The sequence below is a fragment of the Klebsiella michiganensis genome (assembly GCF_002925905.1).
GTDB classification, from domain to species: Bacteria; Pseudomonadota; Gammaproteobacteria; order Enterobacterales; family Enterobacteriaceae; genus Klebsiella; species Klebsiella michiganensis.
In genome coordinates this window covers 151,075-166,147 of record NZ_PRDB01000006.1, presented here as the reverse complement: position 1 = coordinate 166,147, position 15,073 = coordinate 151,075, and the positions used below count along the sequence as shown (strand labels likewise).

Below are 15,073 nucleotides of genomic sequence, written 5' to 3'. Positions count from 1 at the left end.
GGTAAAAATAAGCCCCATTTCCCGTTAACCGAATTCGCTGATGCATCGTCTTCACGCTTATCCTGATGTTCAGGTTATGTTTCGCCGCATGGTTATCGCCATGCTGGTCGGCGTCCTCGCCGCGCTCGCGGTTGCCCTGTTTCGCCATGCGATGACCGGTCTGGAAAGCCTGTTTCTGAGCAATGACAGCGGAAGCCTGGTGAACGCCGCCGAGTCGTTGCCACCATGGCGTCGGTTGCTGACGCCCGCGCTTGGCGGCCTTGCGGCTGGCGCCCTGCTCTGGCTCTGGCAGCGCCGCACCCTTGCGCGGCCCCGTGCGCCAACCGACTATATGGAAGCGCTCGAGACCGGCGACGGCGTGTTTGATACGCCAGCCAGCCTGGTAAAATCGCTGGCCTCTCTGCTGGTGGTGACGACCGGCAGCGCCATCGGTCGCGAGGGGGCGATGATCCTGCTGGCGGCGCTGGCCGCATCGCTGTTCGCCCGCCGCTTTACGCCAAAAGAAGAGTGGAAGCTATGGGTAGCCTGCGGCGCCGCCGCCGGGATGGCCAGCGCTTACCACGCTCCGCTGGCCGGGAGCCTGTTTATCGCCGAGATCTTATTCGGTACCCTGATGCTGGCGTCGCTTGGCCCGGTGGTGATTGCCGCGGTGGTGGCCCTGCTGCTGACCAATCTGCTGAACGGCGATTCGGCTCCGCTGTATCACGTTGAATTCCACGAAACCCTGAGCGCGACGCACTATGCGCTGATGCTGGCGACGGCGCTGCTGGCCGGGCTTTGCGGGCCGCTGTTTATCTGGCTGATGAGCTATAGCCACCGGTGCTTTGTCCGGCTGCGCCTGTCGCCTCCGTGGCAGCTGGCGCTGGGCGGACTTATCGTCGGTCTGCTGTCGCTGCTCGCGCCGGCCGTCTGGGGAAATGGCTATAGCGTTGTGCAAAGCTATCTTCTTTCGCCGCCGCTCTTCAGCGCCATGATTGTGGTGTTTGTCTGCAAGCTGCTCGCCGTGCTGGCCAGCAGCGGTTCCGGCGCGCCGGGCGGCGTTTTTACCCCAACGCTGTTTGTTGGGCTGGGGATTGGCATGCTGTTCGCCAGCCTGACCGGACTATGGCTACCTGATTACCAGGCTATCGCGATAGTGGTTGGCTTAACCGGCATGGCGGCGTTTCTGGCAGCCACCACCCACGCGCCGATTATGTCCACGCTGATGATTTGTGAAATGACCGGACAATACGTTTTACTGCCCGGTTTACTGATTGCCAGCGTACTGGCGTCGGTGCTGTCGCGGACGTTACGCCGGGATTCTATCTACCGCCATCACCTCGCCGAGTATCGATAAGTCGATATACTGGCTCAGTTCACGCTGCTCCGCGCGCGGTAAGTAAGGCAGTTCACCGATCAGCGGCGCCGGCAGCTTTTTGCTCAGCACCTCGATGATTTCAGCATAATGCGCCAGGCCTGGGTTAATCCGGTTGGCCACCCAGCCGATCAGCGGCAGGCCGTCGTTGGCAATCGCCTGCGCGGTCAGCAGAGCATGATTGATACAGCCTTCCTGAATGCCGACGACCATTAACACCGGCAGCTGTTCCTGCACCACCCATTCCGAAAGCGGACGCAGGTCGTTCATCAGGCTGCGCCAGCCGCCGGTACCTTCAACCACCACATGTTCAACCTGGCCGCTGAGGCGCTGGAGACCATCCGACAGCAGTCCGTAGTTGATCGGGCAACTGTGCGCCACGCTGCTTTCATCTTCGCTTAACGCGATGGGATTGACAGCTTCATACGGTAACACCAGCGATGACACGCTCTGTAAGACCAGCGCATCTTTGTTCCGCAGTCCGTCCGGCGTCTCTTTACTGCCCTTCGCCACAGGCTTGTACCCGGCGACGCTTTTGCCGCTGGCAGCCAGTGCCTGCAACAGCGCACGGGAAACCACCGTCTTGCCGACAGCGGTGTCAGTACCTGTTATGAAGAAACGCTTAAACATCACTAACCCCACAGTTATGTTGATGAAATATACGGGAGAGAAATAATCAACTGTGGAAAAAGTCTACGCGATGCTGCCGGAAGCCAGCTTGAGATAGCGCAATTTTTGGTGTGAATATGAAAAAATGTTAACCCTGTAACAGTCGTATCAGCAGCGATCCGTTATAGAGGGCATCCTTTACCAGGGCCGCGCCAGCCATCGTTCCCCGGTTAGAAAACTGGGTGCTTTCCACGGCAATATGTCGGCTGTAGGCTGGTAACGATTGTTGTCGAATACAATCAGATATTGCCGGAAACAGAATATCCGCGGCGAGATTGAAGGGAGAGCCGATAAGGATTTTCTGCGGGTTAAAGAGGTTAACCATAATCGCCAGAATCCGTCCAACGTGGTTCCCGACGCCGCTGATAATGTCCCGCGCCAGTAAATCCCCCTGCAGCGCGGCCTGACATAGCCATTCAACGCTCAGCGGCTGCTGATGCAACATTGAGCTCATCGACTTCGCCATGCGGATCTGCGCCAGTTCCAGCACGCTCTCCACGCTGGCAATGGTTTCCAGACAGCCATGGTTACCGCAATAGCAGCGTTTACCATACGGATCGACCTGGGTGTGGCCGATTTCGACCAGACTGCTGCTGCCCGCGTGCAGCAGACGACCGTCGGTGATCACGCCCGCGCCAACGTTATGGTCAATCACCACCTGAATCACATCTCGCGCTCCCCGGGAGGCGCCAAACAGCGATTCAGCCATGGTCCAGGCGCTGATATCGTGCTGAATGTAAACCGATACGCCGGTATGATTGGCTAAGATTTCGCCCAGCGGCATGTCCTTAACGTCTTCATAAAACGGCATCCGGTGGATGATACCGTGCTCGGTATCGATGATCCCCGGCATGGTGACGGCGATGGCGGTTAAACGCTCCAGCTTCTTTTGGTGACGAATAAAGAACTGGTCAACCTGATCGAGCAGCCGGCTCGCGAAGGGCTGAACGTGCTGTAACGCCAGTTCCAGCTGCTCTTCCACCACCAGCGCGCTGCTTAAATCCCGTAGCGCGAGGTGGATCTCGCCGCGGCTGATGCGGATAGAGAGGTAGTGCCAGGCTTCGGTTTCCACCATCAAGCCAACGGCAGGCCTTCCCCGGCTCCCTGGCTCCTGGATTTCCGTCTCCTGGACCAGATGCGCTTCCAGCATTTCGCGGACGATTTTGGTGATGCTGGCAGGGGCCAGCTGCGCGAAGCGCGAGAGGTCGATGCGCGACACCGGGCCAAGCTGATCAATCAGGCGATAAACCGCGCCCGCGTTGGTCTGCTTAATTTGATCGATATGGCCTGGCTGACTGTCCGCTACCACCGTTGACTCCCTTTATTTTCGCGCTTCGAAATAAACTGATGGCTATGGTGAAGCACTTCAACGGTACTCGTCAAATTTTTGCTTAGCCTTGTGATTTACCGCACATTTTTAGCCGTTATTTGTCCTAAATGTCTCATGTGGCGCTGGCAAGCAGCGATTCACGAAAACGCCGGGCCGCTTGCCCCTGTTCGTGATGCTTCGACCACACCAGCCACATTTCCGACACCGCGTCCTGCTCTTCGATCGGCAGCCAGCACATTTCCAACAGCTGGACCCGCCTGAAGGACGCCGGTAAAATCGACACGCCAAGCCCGGCGGCCACCAGGCCGATAATCGTCATTGCCTCCCCCACCTCCTGGGTGATGGCTGGCGTCAGGTCGTAGCGGCGCATCAAGCCCAGAATGTCGTCATACAGCCCGGTACCCACATGGGGATCGAAAAACACGAACGGCTCCCGCGCCAGTTCCCGCAGGCTTACGCGCGGCTTGCTGGCCAGCGGATGATCGCGGGGCACCATCGCCAGCAGCGGTTCGCGCAGCACTCTTTCCCAGACCAGGGTATCCGGCAGCTGGGTATTACGCATCAGTCCCAGATCCAGCGCGCCCTCGTTCAGCGGCACAATCTGCTCGCGCGTGTTGGTTTCCCGCGTCTGAATATGTACATCGGGATAGCGGCGGCGAAAGGTCGACAGCGTGTCGGAAACCGCCTTGATAAAGGGGGCCGATGAGGTAAATCCAATGCGCAGCTCGCCGGTTTCGCCGTGGTGAAGCCGAGCCGCGCGCGCGGCAGCATCATCGACCTGCGAGAGGATCTGCCGGCTATCGGCGAGAAACTGCCTTCCGGCTTCGGTCAGGCTGACGCTGCGATTAGTACGAGCAAACAGACGCGCGCCAATTTGCTGTTCAAGGATTTGAATCTGCTGGCTAAGCGGCGGCTGAGAGATATTTAACCGCGCCGCCGCATGGCCAAAATGGAGCTCTTCCGCCACGGCAATAAAATAGCGCAGATGGCGCAGTTCAATATTCATATTTAAAACGTCTTATTTGAGATTATTAATATATTAGACAGAATATTTACATTTTCATACCCTGAATAAGTGGCCATTGCGGTCACTTAACTCTCTGTATATCAGCAAGGATTTTTCCGTGAGTCGTACAACTACCGTTGACACCGCCCCGGCAAACGACGTCAGCGACATCATCGCTCCTCAGCCAAACCAGTTTATCAAACGCGGTACTCCGCAATTTATTCGCGTCACTCTCGCCCTCTTTTCTGCCGGACTGGCGACGTTCGCGCTGCTTTATTGCGTCCAGCCGATCCTCCCGGTGCTCTCCAGTGAATTCGGCGTCTCACCGGCCAGCAGCAGTATCTCGCTGTCGATTTCCACGGCGATGCTGGCGGTCGGCCTGCTGTTTACCGGTCCGCTGTCCGACGCCATTGGCCGCAAACAGGTGATGGTTACCGCGCTGGTGCTAGCCTCCTGCTGCTCACTGCTGTCGACGATGATGTCCAGCTGGCATGGGATCCTGATGATGCGCGCCCTGATCGGCCTGTCGCTGAGCGGCGTGGCGGCGGTCGGCATGACCTATCTGAGCGAAGAGATTCACCCCAGCGTGGTGGCGTTCTCAATGGGTCTTTATATCAGCGGAAACTCCATTGGCGGCATGAGCGGCCGTCTGCTGACGGGGGTATTTACCGATTTCTTCGGCTGGCGGATAGCGCTGGCGGTCATTAGCGGCTTCGCGCTGGCGGCCGCGCTGATGTTCTGGCGCATCCTGCCGGAATCGCGCCACTTCCGTCCAACCTCGCTGCGGCCAAAATCGCTGCTGATCAACTTCCGCCTGCACTGGCGCGATCGCGGGCTGCCGCTGCTGTTTCTTGAGGGTTTCTTGTTAATGGGGTCATTCGTGACGCTGTTTAACTATATCGGTTACCGCCTGATGCTTTCGCCGTGGTCCCTCAGCCAGGCGGTCGTTGGCCTGCTATCGGTGGCCTATTTGACCGGTACCTGGAGTTCGCCGAAAGCCGGGGCCATGACCGTTCGCTACGGTCGCGGCCCGGTGCTGCTGTTCTCGACTGCGGTGATGCTCGGTGGCCTGCTGCTGACCCTGTTCTCGTCGCTGTGGCTGATTTTTATCGGCATGCTGCTGTTTTCCGCGGGTTTCTTCGCGGCCCACTCGGTGGCCAGCAGCTGGATTGGCCCGCGCGCGCGTCGTGCCCGCGGCCAGGCGTCATCGCTCTATTTATTCAGCTACTATCTGGGTTCCAGCATGGCGGGGACGTTAGGCGGCGTATTCTGGCATAACTACGGCTGGAACGGCGTAGGTGGGTTTATCGCGCTGATGCTGCTGGCGGCGCTGCTCACCGGCGCGTGTTTACACAAGCGACTGAAATAACGCAGATTAACGTGGCCTGAAACGGGCCACGCTCTTCACCACATCCCCAGTACCGACGACATTCCCAACAGTTCTCTAACGGCATCGACGGAAAGCAGTGCTATAAACAGCCAGGTAAACGGATTCATAATCCACCTCGCATCGGCGGCCTGTGCCTGCATTAAGTTTAGCCGTAGTTCAGAGAAAGCGTCTGCTACTTTACGCACATCTGGATTATTTCGAGCCAAACATAAAATACGCAATCGATTAATCACTACATTATGCTGATGCTTGCGTCGAGCGGGCGAGCCGACGCTGTGGGCAATTTCCCATTAACGTCGGGGTGATTTATGTCGAAAGCGCCCGCATCCCTCGACCCCATCGGCGGATCGCGATAGTGTAGGCCCACGAAAAAGCTTTTGTTCACTTGCCACCGTCAGAGTGTAAACATGACCGAAAATAAAAATTATCATCAGCTTACCCGCACCTTCCAGCGACTCTCCCGCTTCTCGCATCTTTCCGCCATCGCCGGCTGGGATATGTTCGCCATGATGCCCCCCGGCGGCAGCGCGGCCCGCGGCGAAGCGCTGGCCGAGCTTGGCGTTTTGCAGCATCAGATCCTGACCGATAAAAAAGTGGGTGAATGGCTGCAGAATGCGCTTCAGGAAGAGCTAAATGATGTGGAACAGGCCAACCTGCGCGAAATGACCCGCCAGTACGAACAGGCGGCGCTGCTGCCGGAAAGCCTGGTGGAAGCGAAATCGCTGGCGGGTAGCCGCTGCGAGCACGCCTGGCGCAGCCAGCGTCCGGCGAACGACTGGCAGGGTTTTGCCGAGAACCTGCGTGACGTCGTCAAACTGAGTCGCGAAGAGGCGCAGATTCGGGCTGCGGCAAAAGGCGGTTCCCGCTACGACGCGCTGCTGGATATTTTTGAACCCGATATGACCAGCGCCCGTCTTGACGTACTGTTCGCGGACCTGAAATCCTGGCTTCCTTCGCTGCTGAAGAAGGTGGTTGAGAAGCAGGCGCAAACACCGCTCATCGAACCTCAAGGGCCGTTTCCGATTGCCGACCAGCGCGAGCTGGGGCTGGAGGCGATGCGCGTGCTGGAATTTGATTTTGACGGCGGACGCCTGGATATCAGCGCCCACCCGTTCTGTGGCGGCGTGCCCCAGGACGTCCGTATCACCACGCGCTACAACGAAAACGACCTGCTCAGCGCGCTGTTTGGCGTCATTCACGAAACCGGCCACGCGCGCTATGAACAAAACCTGCCGCGCAACTGGCTCGATCAGCCCATTGCCCTCGCCCGCTCCACGGCGATCCATGAATCGCAAAGCCTGTTTTTCGAGATGCAGCTTGGCCGTAGCGACGCCTTCCTGCAGCGCCTGCTGCCAACGGTACGCCAGTACTTTGGTGAACAGCCGGCCTTTAGCCACGAAAACTTCATCGCATGGAATCAGCGCGTCAAGCCGGGCTTTATCCGCGTCGACGCTGACGAAGTGAGCTATCCGGCACACGTTATTCTGCGCTACGAAATTGAACGCGCGCTGATTGATGGCGATATTGAGGTCGAGGATATTCCGGCGCTGTGGGATGAAAAAATGCAGCACTGGCTGGGACTTTCCACCCTCGGCAACTATCGCGACGGCTGTATGCAGGATATCCACTGGACCGACGGCGGTTTTGGCTATTTCCCTTCCTACACGCTTGGCGCGATGTACGCCGCTCAGCTGATGGCTTCCGCCAGACGGGCGCTGCCGCAGCTGGAAAGCGATATCGCCAACGGTAACTTCAGCGCCCTGTTTGACTGGCTGCGGCAAAATATCTGGCAGCACGGTAGCCGTTTTACCACCTCGCAGCTGATTCAGCATGCAACCGGAGAAGACCTTAACAGCGACTATTTCCGCCAGCACCTTACCTCGCGTTATCTGTAAATCACCGGCGTCGGGCCGCGCCCGACGCCGTGTCCCATTGTTGTAGCAGCGCGTTGTACATATGGTTACACGCCGATACCAAACACTCACGGAAACCTCGATAAGACAGGCATATAGTTCTTTCAACGGCCCCGCAGTGGGGTTGAAACAAGAAACCTTTTCGAGGATATCAGAATGAAAAAAGTATTAGCTCTGGTCGTTGCCGCTGCAATGGGTCTGTCTTCTGTTGCTTTCGCTGCCGATGCTGCCACCACCACGACTCCGGCGCCGGCTGCTGCAACTCACAGCACCACCGCTAAAGCGACCCACCACAAGAAACACCATACCGCCGCTGCGAAACCGGCTGCTGAGCAGAAAGCGCAGGCTGCGAAAAAGCACAAAAAAGCAGCCGCTAAACCCGCTGCCACCCAGAAAGCTCAGGCCGCTAAGAAACACAAAAAAGCCGCTGCTAAACCAGTAGCTCAGAAAGCACAGGCAGCGAAAAAACACCACAAAACCACCAAACATCATACCGCTAAACCAGCTGCACAACCGGCTGCTTAATCTCCCGGGTTAAGCGATGTGATATGATATCGGCGCTGGCTTCAGCGCCGTTTTTTTCTGGAGAGCACCATGCTGCGGCGCTATCGTTTTGAGCTCATCCTGATCCTGCTGATTATCTGCGCGCTGGTCGCCAGCCGTTTTTTTCTTTACTAAACCTATTGCTGCCACAGGTTGTCGCCGAGACCGTCGTCAAACGTTTGACGTAACGCGCCGTTAGCCAACGACGAACCGCCAGAATATCAAGCGAAAGCACGCTCCGGTCGATACGCACCCACACCGCCGTCAACAGCCCCAGACAGCAGCCGATACCGTCGGCGATATGAATAGACTGCGGAAAAAAGAGAATATCGTTGGGGTCGCTTAATGCGGTCACCAAACCTGCCATCACCCGCTACGCTTTGTTGCCACCTGCTGCGCAACGGCACCTTCACGCAATATTGCCGGCAGCGTTAGCGCTGAGAAAATGTAAGGGACGAAGATTTTGCTGACGAGAACACCGGCGGCCTGCCCGGGGATTTAGCTATCAATAAAACGCCGGAACGGGCGGCGCTGGCCGCAAAACGCGCTCAGCCCGCCGCTTAAACATGCCTGGTTCCACCACGGTGAGGTCGCGGATTAAAGAACGTGAACCGCCGTCACCAGCAGATAGCCCGTCGCGCCCCAAATCATTGCTGATACCAGCGAAACGTAAACCAATGCGCGAATACCTTGTTTAGACATAAATCCTCCCGTACATCGGGTGTTTGACATTGCAGATATCATCGCCGGGATAACATCTCTGTTTGCTCAACAAGGTGATAGCAATAACAACGTTTTCGGTGAGAAAATGTTTCGCTTTGAAAGTAAGTGATAAACAGGTAAAGAAGTCCGATTTTCCTGTGAAGATATCTCTTTTTTTGCGTGATATTGGCCGTTTTCGCCATTAACTGCCTTGAGAAAAAGCTGAACCGCAAATCCTTTATTCGGCACCCGCCGGTTGTACGTTCGGATACACGATTTATGTTGCTTCCGCTGCCCTTTTCTGCGGAAATAACGCCGCAGGAAAATGGCGTTAACATATTGAATTCACGCCATTCATCCGTAAGCGACTGGCGTTTTTTGCTGATTTCGCCTGCCGCCTGGCTTAATTAAAATTATTCTTAACTTTCATAAACTTAAATCTGCTGCTACTTTCAATATACATAATTATCTCCCCAGAGAGTGATATGCGTAGAGACGTCCTGTTATTACTGTGTTCAATTTCCCTGTTTCCAGCGCTGGTCCAGGCCGACGATGATGGTATGAGTGCAAAAGATATTAAGACGCTGTTTTTTGGTCATGACGACCGAAAACCGGTCAGCAACCCCACGGACGATCCCTGGGATGCGATTGGGCAACTGGAAACCGCCAGCGGTAATCTCTGTACCGCCACGCTTATCGCCCCCAATCTGGCGCTCACCGCCGGGCACTGCCTGCTCACGCCGCCCAAAGGCAAACCGGATAAACCCGTCGCGCTGCGTTTTATCTCGCGTAAAGGCGGCTGGGTGTACGAAATTCACGGTATTGAAGGCCGCGTAGATCCTTCGCTGGGGAAACGGCTTAAGGCGGACGGCGATGGCTGGATAGTTCCCAGCGCCGCGGCGCCGCGGGATTTTGGCCTTATCGTGCTGCGCTACGCCCCTTCCGGCATTACGCCGGTGCCGATTTTTAGCGGCAGCAAAGCCGATCTGACCGCCGCGCTAAAAACCGCAGAACGAAAAGTGACTCAGTCTGGCTATCCGGAAGATCATCTGGATAATCTCTATACCCACCAGGATTGCGTAGTCACCGGCTGGGCGCAGACATCGGTGCTCTCTCATCAGTGCGATACGCTGCCGGGGGATAGCGGCTCGCCGCTGCTGCTGAAAACCGACGACGGCTGGCAGGTGATTGCGGTGCAGAGTTCGGCGCCTGGACCAAAAGATCGCTGGCGGGCGGACAACCGCGCCATCTCCGTCACCGGCTTTCGCGATAAGCTTGAAGCGCTGGCAGCCCAGTAAGCGGTCAGCCTTGCTGCTGGCGCAGCTGCAATAACGACGCGACGGGCATCGGCTCACTGAAGAAGAAACCCTGCAATCTGTCGCATCCCGCCCGCCGCAGCAGCGCCAGCTGTTGCTGATTCTCAACGCCCTCCGCCACCACCGTGATGCCTAACGCTCCGGCAATACGGACGGTCCCGCGCACCAGCTCCGCCGCCTGGGTATCCACATCCACCAGACCGGCCAGGGACTTGTCGATTTTAAGACTGTCGAAGCTGAAGCTGCGTAAATAGCCGATGCTGGAATAGCCGGTGCCAAAATCATCGAGCGCCACCGCGATGCCAAGCGCCCTTAAGTTCTCAATGGCCGACTTCGCCCGCTCGGGATTCTCCAGAACGTAGCTCTCCGTGACTTCGAGCTGTAACCGACGGGCCGGGAAATGACAGCGGCCCAGCACCTGCACCACCCGCGACTCAAACTCCGGATCGCGGAACTGCGCCGGGGAGATATTCACCGACAGCAGCAGATCGTCCAGTGGCTGCAGTTCGCTACAGGCGCGTTCAAGCACAAACTGGCCAAGCGCGTAGATCAAACCGCTACTTTCGGCGATACCGATAAACGCATCCGGCGGCAGTGCCCCCTGAGGACGCCGCGGCCAGCGCAGCAGCGCTTCCACGCCTTCCATAACCAGCGTATCGGCGTTGACAATCGGCTGATACCAGACATCAAACTCTTCGTTCTCCAGTCCCTGACGAATGCCATTTTCGATATTCAGCTGATACTGCCGCGCGTCGCTGAGCGCTTCGTCATACCAGGTCGTGCGCCCTTTGCCGGTTTTCTTCGAATGGTACATGGCAATATCAGCGCGGCGAAAAAGCTCGGTGCTGGAGCAGCTTGCCGGGAGGCCGCTGGCGATACCGATACTGGCGCTGATATAAATTTTTCGCTCGTTGAGGATAACGGGCGCTTTTAACAGTTCCAGTACCGCCCAGGCAAAAGCCAGCGCCTGATTTACCGCCTGTTCGCCGCTTACCGTCATCGCGAACTCATCGCCGCCCATACGCGCCAGCATCCCTTCAGGCGGAACGCGCTCCCGAAGTTCTTTAGCGATATGAATAATCAGCGCATCGCCAACGTCATGGCCGTAGTTATCATTAACATCCTTAAAGCCGTCGAGATCGATAAATACCACGCTTTGCATTTGGTGTTGGGAGGTTTCGCACACCTGGTTAAGGCGTTCGATCAGCGCCCGTCGGTTTGGCAGGCGGCTCAGCCAGTCGGTCATGGCACTGTCGCGCGCCAGCTTTTCGCCGCGCGCCAGCTTGTAAAGCCCGAGGTAGCTGAAGAGAATAAACAGCAGGATCAGCCCAGCCGCCACGGCGGCAATCAGCCGCATACTGTCGGAGGCCGCCCGCGCGGCTTCCGCGCCGGGAAGCCCCGGCTGCCAGCTCAGGTAACCCACGATCTCCCCGGCCTGGGTGCGTAGCGGAATACTGTATTCACCGCCGCCTGGCGTGACGTGCAGGTTGCGAATCTGAAACGTGTCGCCCAGGCGCTCAAGCATTTGCGAGTTGATATGGCGGGTGATCGCCAGATAGCGACGCGTATCATCATGCACCTGTAGCCGCCCTGCCGTCGGGCGAATCAGGCCAATACCAATAAACGCAATACCGGCGCGGGTTCGCGTGATGCCGGCATAAGCGCTTTTACCGCTGCGCAGCGCGGCGGCATGCTGCGAGATAAGCGCACGAAAACCGTTGCCGAGGAATTGGGCATCCTGCTCGGTAAAGCTCTCACTGCGAAACGATCCCCACAGCACCCGATAGTGCTGGTCGAGTACGAAAGTGCCGTCATAGAGATTATTGATTTTAAAACCCGATCCCCATGAGTTGTAGAGCCATTGCGGATCGAGCCTGTCGGCATAGGTCTGATGCACCGCATCATCCCAGATAGCGTTATCCATCACCAGCGACAGCACGCGGTTCACCGAGGTCTGCACCGCCCCATCCACCGATAGCACGGAACGATGCTTATCAATTTCGTTTGCTTTCAGGCCGATCAGGTGTTGGGTGAGATAAAGAAGCGAAACAATGGACACGATTAAGCCGATCCCGGCGAGGACAATCATGATGGACAGCGTTCTGGCGGAGGGAATATTGCGCCAGCCTGGCAAATGAATCATGTTCTGCCCTCATATCGGCCGGCAGCAAAATACGCCGAACTGGCTCTTTTTTAAGCGTAATACAGAGAGCAGAATTTGCCGCCCGCATTCACAGGCGGCATCATATCAGGCGAGTTTAATTAACACCATGCCGACCACCAGCAGAAGCAGACCGGCCCAGCCTTTATGATTCAGCCGCTGGCCAAACAGCACCCAGCCGGCGGCAATGGTCGCCGCGATACCGAAACCGCCCCACAGCGCATAGGCCACCGACAGGTCAATTCCTTTGACCGCCTGCGAAAGCGCGCTAAAGGCGCCCAGGACCGCCGCCAGCGACATAATGCCGTAGAATTTACGTCGAAAGCCGTCGGAAAATTTCAGAAAAACGTTGGCCAAAATTTCCAGCGCAATCGCCAGCGCCAGCCAGGCGGCGTGGACCCACTCAAACTGTTGCATGCGCTTTCTCCTTGCCCGGCTTCACCGCTTTCTGCGTCCCCGATTTAATCAAAACAATCCCGGCGACCAGGGTCACCAGGCCGGCGATTTTTATCGTCGACAGCGTCTCATCAAACAGCAGGACGCTGAAGATAGTGATCAGTAAAATGCCGATCCCCTCCCAGAGGGCATAGGCCACGCCGAGGGCGATTTTTTTCACCGCGAAAGCCAGAAAAATATAAGAAAGCGCGATCATGACCAGCATTAAAATAAAACCAGTATGGCCGCCGCTTACGCTTGCCCATTTCATCGACAACGTGCCGGTAATTTCAGCAACGATAGCTAAAGCTAATAAAATCCAATAAAACATGATCCCTTCTCCTGCTTGAGAATATAATCCATGGCGGCTTACAGAGAAGTAAACCGGAAAAATTCTGACGTTAAATTAGCCGTGCGCAGCGCGCCAGCTCAGGCAGAGAGAAGAAGACTAAAGCGCCGAGCGCCAGTGCTGCTCGCCGAGAAAGCGGGAGTGAGAGAGGGATACTGCAGGGTGAAAAGAAATATACATCCTGAACTGATTGTCCATAAAATTACAATTATCCGCGGTATTGCTTCTCGTCATTTGCGGATCAAAATTGTCCTCTGTAGTTATACACACGCAGATTTGTACCATAACGCCACATTTAACTCAAAGTCTTTGCAGTTCTTTACCTCTGGTATTTGATTTGGATTAGTTTTTTCCGATCGCAATCACCATTATGATATCGTTCCGGCCATTATTGATTAATTGGTCGTTTTTTTTCATTTTAGCGGACGCGACGCGCTGAGACGCCGACTTTGCCAACGTCTACAATGACTCACATTAGACCCCATTTTTTCTCTCGCAGGGAGCGGTATGGCCAAACCCATCATCACGCTTAACGGCTTAAAAATAGTCATCATGCTCGGCATGCTGGTTATCATCCTGACAGGCATTCGCTTCGCGGCGGATATTATCGTTCCTTTTGTTCTGGCGATCTTTCTGGCGGTGGTGATAAACCCGCTGGTTCAGCTCATGGTGCGCTGCCGGGTACCGCGGGTGCTGGCTATTTCGCTCCTGGTCGGCGTGATTGTCCTGCTGGCCGTTGTGCTGCTGGCCTCGCTCGGCACGTCGCTTAACGAGCTTGCGCGCACCCTGCCGCAGTACCGTAATTATCTCTATGAACCGATGCAGACCGTTGCGCCCTGGCTACAGCGCTTCGGCTTTACCGTGTCGGTGGTGGAGCTGAACAAGTATATTGACCCCAACGCGGTGATGACGCTGGTGACCGGCCTGCTCACCCAGCTTTCCAACGCGATGTCCTCTATCTTCCTGCTGCTGCTGACGGTGGTCTTTATGCTGCTGGAAGTGCCGCAGCTTCCCGCGAAGCTGCAGCAGCTGATGTCGCGGCCGGTGGAGGGAATGGGCGCGATTCAGCGCGCGCTGGATAGCGTCTCCCACTACCTGGTGTTAAAAACCGCCATCAGCCTGGTGACCGGCCTGGTGGTCTGGGGAATGCTGGTGCTGCTGGACGTCCGCTTTGCTTTTATGTGGGGACTGCTGGCCTTTGCGCTCAACTACATTCCCAACATTGGTTCGGTGCTCGCGGCGATCCCGCCGATCCTGCAGGTGCTGGTGTTTGGCGGTCTGTACGAAGCGCTGGTGGTCCTGGCAGGCTATCTGGTGATTAACCTGGTGTTCGGCAATATTCTTGAACCGCGCATTATGGGCCGCGGGCTGGGGCTGTCGACGCTGGTGGTCTTCCTGTCATTGATCTTCTGGGGCTGGCTGCTGGGCCCGGTGGGTATGCTACTCTCGGTACCGTTGACGATTATCGTCAAAATCGCCCTCGAACAGACGGTGGCCGGGCAAAGTATTGCCTTTCTGCTGAGTGATTTGAGTAAAAACTAACGCCATTGCGCACGCTTCCCCGGAGGCGATGCTGACGCATCTGTCCGGGCTACCGGCCCGCAGACGACCCTTAACCTGTAGCCCGGGCAGGCGCTTTGCGCCGCCCCCGGGAGCAGAGCGCGGAGCCGCTGAACTTCCCCGGAGGCGATGCGGCGCATCTGTCCGGGCTTGTATGATTACTCCGTCAGAAAGAACCGGCCAGTTCTCTCTGATGGCGGTCCGGATGCCGTGTCCGGGCTTAGGCTTTCGCGCCTGTTCCGTAGATCCTTTGCACCGGACCGCCGTTCTTTCTCATGTGATAAACCGGACAGTATCATGGACCGGCTTTCACCGGTAACCCGTATTTGCAAGGTTGGTTTCACT

The 15,073-nt window shown here is 56.8% G+C and carries 15 protein-coding genes; 6 read left to right on the top strand and 9 right to left on the bottom strand.

Annotated features, from left to right (window positions below):
- The first annotated feature begins 40 nt into the window (after window positions 1-40).
- Window positions 41-1,336, top strand: a complete 1,296-nt coding sequence (gene clcB / locus CDA56_RS15015; RefSeq protein WP_064357329.1) for a voltage-gated ClC-type chloride channel ClcB — start codon at window positions 41-43, stop codon at window positions 1,334-1,336.
- Here clcB and bioD read toward each other — a convergent pair.
- The 3 genes from bioD to CDA56_RS15000 form a co-directional block, all read right to left on the bottom strand.
- Complete coding sequence (gene bioD, locus CDA56_RS15010; RefSeq protein WP_004851267.1) at window positions 1,289-1,984, bottom strand: dethiobiotin synthase; 696 nt, start codon at window positions 1,982-1,984, stop codon at window positions 1,289-1,291. The two genes, clcB and bioD, sit on opposite strands and share 48 nt — an antisense overlap.
- A 127-nt stretch (window positions 1,985-2,111) precedes the next feature.
- Window positions 2,112-3,332, bottom strand: a complete 1,221-nt coding sequence (mlc, locus tag CDA56_RS15005; protein ID WP_014229533.1) for a sugar metabolism global transcriptional regulator Mlc — start codon at window positions 3,330-3,332, stop codon at window positions 2,112-2,114.
- A gap of 133 nt (window positions 3,333-3,465) precedes the next feature.
- On the bottom strand, window positions 3,466-4,359 hold the full coding sequence (locus tag CDA56_RS15000; RefSeq protein WP_025105786.1) for a LysR family transcriptional regulator: 894 nt from the start codon (window positions 4,357-4,359) through the stop codon (window positions 3,466-3,468).
- A gap of 118 nt (window positions 4,360-4,477) precedes the next feature.
- On the opposite strand from CDA56_RS15000, the gene CDA56_RS14995 reads away from it, so the two are divergent.
- Window positions 4,478-5,728 carry an MFS transporter gene (locus CDA56_RS14995; protein ID WP_014229535.1) on the top strand — a complete coding sequence of 417 codons (1,251 nt, stop codon included), beginning with the start codon at window positions 4,478-4,480 and terminating at the stop codon, window positions 5,726-5,728.
- Between the two features lie 35 nt (window positions 5,729-5,763).
- Here the strand turns inward: CDA56_RS14995 and CDA56_RS31260 are convergent, their stop codons facing one another.
- On the bottom strand, window positions 5,764-5,856 hold the full coding sequence (locus CDA56_RS31260; protein WP_004851273.1) for a KPN_01571 family protein: 93 nt from the start codon (window positions 5,854-5,856) through the stop codon (window positions 5,764-5,766).
- Between the two features lie 300 nt (window positions 5,857-6,156).
- On the opposite strand from CDA56_RS31260, the gene CDA56_RS14990 reads away from it, so the two are divergent.
- Together CDA56_RS14990 and asr are read left to right on the top strand one after the other, a co-directional pair.
- Window positions 6,157-7,644 (top strand): carboxypeptidase M32, encoded by a 1,488-nt coding sequence (locus CDA56_RS14990; RefSeq protein ID WP_103815454.1) that lies wholly within the window; start codon window positions 6,157-6,159, stop codon window positions 7,642-7,644.
- Window positions 7,645-7,818: 174 nt separating this feature from the next.
- Window positions 7,819-8,187, top strand: coding sequence for an acid resistance repetitive basic protein Asr (gene asr / locus CDA56_RS14985; protein ID WP_075209002.1), 369 nt, complete (start codon window positions 7,819-7,821; stop codon window positions 8,185-8,187).
- A gap of 112 nt (window positions 8,188-8,299) precedes the next feature.
- On the opposite strand, the gene CDA56_RS14975 is transcribed toward asr, so the two are convergent.
- The gene (locus CDA56_RS14975; protein WP_224244191.1) at window positions 8,300-8,560 is read right to left on the bottom strand and encodes a hypothetical protein; all 261 of its coding nucleotides are present in this window, start codon (window positions 8,558-8,560) and stop codon (window positions 8,300-8,302) included.
- An 832-nt stretch (window positions 8,561-9,392) separates the two neighbouring features.
- Here CDA56_RS14975 and CDA56_RS14965 point away from each other — a divergent pair.
- On the top strand, window positions 9,393-10,205 hold the full coding sequence (locus CDA56_RS14965; RefSeq protein WP_103815452.1) for a trypsin-like serine peptidase: 813 nt from the start codon (window positions 9,393-9,395) through the stop codon (window positions 10,203-10,205).
- Window positions 10,206-10,209: 4 nt separating this feature from the next.
- Here the strand turns inward: CDA56_RS14965 and CDA56_RS14960 are convergent, their stop codons facing one another.
- The 4 genes from CDA56_RS14960 to CDA56_RS31755 form a co-directional block, all read right to left on the bottom strand.
- Window positions 10,210-12,366 carry a putative bifunctional diguanylate cyclase/phosphodiesterase gene (locus CDA56_RS14960; RefSeq protein ID WP_064377287.1) on the bottom strand — a complete coding sequence of 719 codons (2,157 nt, stop codon included), beginning with the start codon at window positions 12,364-12,366 and terminating at the stop codon, window positions 10,210-10,212.
- 105 nt (window positions 12,367-12,471) lie between these two features.
- Window positions 12,472-12,801, bottom strand: coding sequence for a multidrug/spermidine efflux SMR transporter subunit MdtI (mdtI, locus tag CDA56_RS14955; RefSeq protein ID WP_004851284.1), 330 nt, complete (start codon window positions 12,799-12,801; stop codon window positions 12,472-12,474).
- On the bottom strand, window positions 12,788-13,150 hold the full coding sequence (gene mdtJ / locus CDA56_RS14950) for a multidrug/spermidine efflux SMR transporter subunit MdtJ (protein WP_004851286.1): 363 nt from the start codon (window positions 13,148-13,150) through the stop codon (window positions 12,788-12,790). Before mdtJ ends, mdtI begins: the two co-directional genes overlap by 14 nt.
- Window positions 13,151-13,267: 117 nt before the next feature.
- Entirely contained in the window at window positions 13,268-13,348 is an 81-nt protein-coding gene (locus CDA56_RS31755; RefSeq protein ID WP_463730016.1) for a hypothetical protein, read from the bottom strand.
- Between the two features lie 327 nt (window positions 13,349-13,675).
- On the opposite strand from CDA56_RS31755, the gene CDA56_RS14940 reads away from it, so the two are divergent.
- Window positions 13,676-14,710, top strand: coding sequence for an AI-2E family transporter (locus tag CDA56_RS14940; protein WP_004119683.1), 1,035 nt, complete (start codon window positions 13,676-13,678; stop codon window positions 14,708-14,710).
- The last annotated feature ends 363 nt before the right edge of the window (window positions 14,711-15,073 follow it).

What these genes read in the sequence shown, in the direction of transcription:
- CDA56_RS15000 (WP_025105786.1), bottom strand. Translation starts at nt 4,359, where the DNA reads ATGAATATTGAACTGCGCCATCTGCGCTATTTTATTGCCGTGGCGGAA.
- mdtJ (WP_004851286.1), bottom strand. Translation starts at nt 13,150, where the DNA reads ATGTTTTATTGGATTTTATTAGCTTTAGCTATCGTTGCTGAAATTACC.
- CDA56_RS31755 (WP_463730016.1), bottom strand. Translation starts at nt 13,348, where the DNA reads ATGTATATTTCTTTTCACCCTGCAGTATCCCTCTCTCACTCCCGCTTT.
- mdtI (WP_004851284.1), bottom strand. Translation starts at nt 12,801, where the DNA reads ATGCAACAGTTTGAGTGGGTCCACGCCGCCTGGCTGGCGCTGGCGATT.
- clcB (WP_064357329.1), top strand. Translation starts at nt 41, where the DNA reads ATGCATCGTCTTCACGCTTATCCTGATGTTCAGGTTATGTTTCGCCGC.
- CDA56_RS14965 (WP_103815452.1), top strand. Translation starts at nt 9,393, where the DNA reads ATGCGTAGAGACGTCCTGTTATTACTGTGTTCAATTTCCCTGTTTCCA.
- CDA56_RS31260 (WP_004851273.1), bottom strand. Translation starts at nt 5,856, where the DNA reads ATGAATCCGTTTACCTGGCTGTTTATAGCACTGCTTTCCGTCGATGCC.
- bioD (WP_004851267.1), bottom strand. Translation starts at nt 1,984, where the DNA reads ATGTTTAAGCGTTTCTTCATAACAGGTACTGACACCGCTGTCGGCAAG.
- asr (WP_075209002.1), top strand. Translation starts at nt 7,819, where the DNA reads ATGAAAAAAGTATTAGCTCTGGTCGTTGCCGCTGCAATGGGTCTGTCT.
- CDA56_RS14960 (WP_064377287.1), bottom strand. Translation starts at nt 12,366, where the DNA reads ATGATTCATTTGCCAGGCTGGCGCAATATTCCCTCCGCCAGAACGCTG.
- CDA56_RS14940 (WP_004119683.1), top strand. Translation starts at nt 13,676, where the DNA reads ATGGCCAAACCCATCATCACGCTTAACGGCTTAAAAATAGTCATCATG.
- CDA56_RS14990 (WP_103815454.1), top strand. Translation starts at nt 6,157, where the DNA reads ATGACCGAAAATAAAAATTATCATCAGCTTACCCGCACCTTCCAGCGA.